Raw genomic sequence first — 2756 nt, forward strand, 5'->3', positions numbered from 1 at the left:
ATCGGCTGGGCTTCGCGGTGCAGCTCTGCTACCTGCGCTTTCCCGGCGTCATCCTTGGCGCTGATGAGCCACCGTTCCCGCCATTGCTGAGACTGGTCGCCAACCAGCTCAAGGTCGGCATCGAAAGCTGGGACGAGTACGGGCAGCGTGAGCAGACCCGACGCGAGCACCTGGTCGAGCTGCAAACGGTGTTCGGCTTCCAGCCGTTCACGATTGGCCACTACCGGCAGGCTGTCCAGTTGCTGACCGAGCTGGCCATGCAAACCGACAAGGGCATCGTGCTGGCCAGAGCCTTGATCGAGCACCTGCGGCGGCAGTCGGTCATTGTGCCCGCCCTCAACGCCGTCGAGCGGGCGAGCGCCGAAGCGATTACCCGCGCCAACCGGCGTCTCTACGACGCCTTGGCTGAGCCGCTGACGGACGTGCATCGCCGTCGCCTCGACGATCTGCTCAAGCGCCGCGACAACGGCAAGACGACGTGGCTGGCCTGGCTGCGGCAATCCCCGGTCAAACCGAACTCGCGGCACATGCTGGAACACATCGAACGCCTCAAGGCGTGGCAGGCGCTCGACCTGCCCTCCGGCATCGAGCGGCTGGTTCACCAGAACCGGCTGCTCAAGATCGCCCGCGAGGGCGGCCAGATGACGCCCGCCGACCTGGCGAAGTTCGAGCCGCAGCGGCGTTACGCGACCCTGGTGGCGCTCGCCATCGAGGGCATGGCCACCGTCACCGACGAAATCATCGACCTGCATGACCGCATCCTGGGCAAGCTGTTCAATGCCGCCAAGAACAAGCATCAGCAGCAGTTCCAGGCATCCGGCAAGGCGATCAATGCCAAGGTGCGGCTGTTCGGGCGCATCGGCCAGGCGCTGATCGAGGCCAAGCAAGCGGGCCGCGATCCGTTCGCCGCCATCGAGGCCGTCATGTCCTGGGATGCTTTCGCCGAGAGCGTCACCGAAGCGCAGCGGCTCGCGCAACCCGAGGACTTCGATTTCCTGCACCGCATCGGCGAGAGCTACGCCACGCTGCGCCGCTACGCGCCGGAATTTCTCGACGTGCTCAAGTTGCGGGCCGCGCCCGCCGCCAAGGACGTACTCGACGCCATCGAGGTGCTGCGCAGCATGAACAGCGACAACGCCCGCAAGGTGCCCACCGACGCGCCGACCGAGTTCATCAAGCCGCGCTGGCAGAAGCTGGTGATGACCGACACCGGCATCGACCGGCGCTACTACGAACTGTGCGCGCTGTCGGAGCTGAAGAACGCGCTGCGCTCCGGCGACATCTGGGTGCAAGGCTCGCGCCAGTTCAAGGACTTCGAGGACTACCTGGTGCCGCCCGCGAAATTCGCCAGCCTCAAGCAGGCCAGCGAATTGCCGCTGGCCGTGGCCACCGATTGCGACCAGTACCTGCATGACCGGCTGACGCTGCTGGAAACGCAGCTCGCCACCGTCAACCGCATGGCGCTGGCCAACGAGCTGCCGGACGCCATCATCACGGAGTCGGGCCTGAAGATCACGCCGCTCGATGCGGCGGTGCCCGATACCGCACAGGCCCTGATCGACCAGACGGCGATGATCCTACCGCACGTCAAGATCACCGAATTGCTGCTGGAGGTAGACGAATGGACGGGCTTCACCCGGCACTTCGCCCACCTGAAGTCAGGCGACCTGGCCAAGGACAAAAACCTGTTGCTGACCACGATCCTCGCCGACGCGATCAACCTGGGCCTGACCAAGATGGCGGAATCGTGCCCCGGCACGACCTACGCCAAGCTGGCCTGGCTGCAAGCCTGGCACATCCGCGACGAAACCTACGGGGCGGCACTGGCCGAGCTGGTCAACGCGCAGTTCCGACATCCCTTCGCCGAGCATTGGGGCGACGGCACCACGTCATCGTCGGACGGCCAGAACTTCCGCACCGGCAGCAAGGCCGAGAGCACCGGCCACATCAATCCGAAATACGGCAGCAGCCCAGGGCGGACGTTCTACACCCATATCTCCGACCAGTACGCGCCGTTCCACACCAAGGTCGTGAACGTCGGCGTGCGCGACTCGACCTACGTGCTCGACGGCCTGCTGTATCACGAATCCGACCTGCGGATCGAGGAGCACTACACCGACACGGCAGGGTTCACGGACCACGTCTTCGCGTTGATGCACCTGCTGGGCTTCCGCTTCGCCCCGCGCATTCGTGACCTGGGCGACACCAAGCTCTACATCCCGAAGGGCGATGCCACCTACGAGGCGTTGAAACCGATGATCGGCGGCACGCTCAACATCAAGCACGTCCGCGCCCATTGGGATGAAATCCTGCGGATGGCCACCTCGATCAAGCAGGGCACGGCGACGGCCTCGCTGATGCTCAGGAAGCTTGGCAGCTACCCGCGCCAGAACGGCCTGGCCGTCGCCCTGCGTGAGCTGGGACGCATCGAGCGCACACTGTTCATCCTGGACTGGCTGCAAAGCGTCGAGCTGCGCCGCCGCGTGCATGCCGGGCTGAACAAAGGCGAGGCGCGCAACGCGCTGGCCCGCGCCGTGTTCTTCAACCGCCTGGGGGAAATCCGCGACCGCAGCTTCGAGCAGCAGCGCTACCGGGCCACGGTCAAGCCGTCGATGACGGCCTGTTGCAGTACCTGTCGCCGCTCGGCTGGGAGCACATCAACCTGACCGGCGATTACCTCTGGCGCAGCAGCGCCAAGATCGGCGCGGGCAAGTTCAGGCCGCTACGGCCGCTGCAACCGGCTTAGCGTGCTTTAT

1 pseudogene is annotated in these 2756 nt (G+C 65.4%); it reads left to right on the forward strand.

The annotated features are described in order from the left end of the window. Positions 1-2746: pseudogene (locus ACOI7D_RS27645) on the forward strand (Tn3 family transposase); the annotation flags it as partial. Between the last annotated feature and the right edge of the window lie 10 nt (positions 2747-2756).

The sequence above is a fragment of the Klebsiella sp. C360 genome (genome assembly GCF_048822415.1).
GTDB lineage: Bacteria > Pseudomonadota > Gammaproteobacteria > Enterobacterales > Enterobacteriaceae > Klebsiella > Klebsiella quasipneumoniae.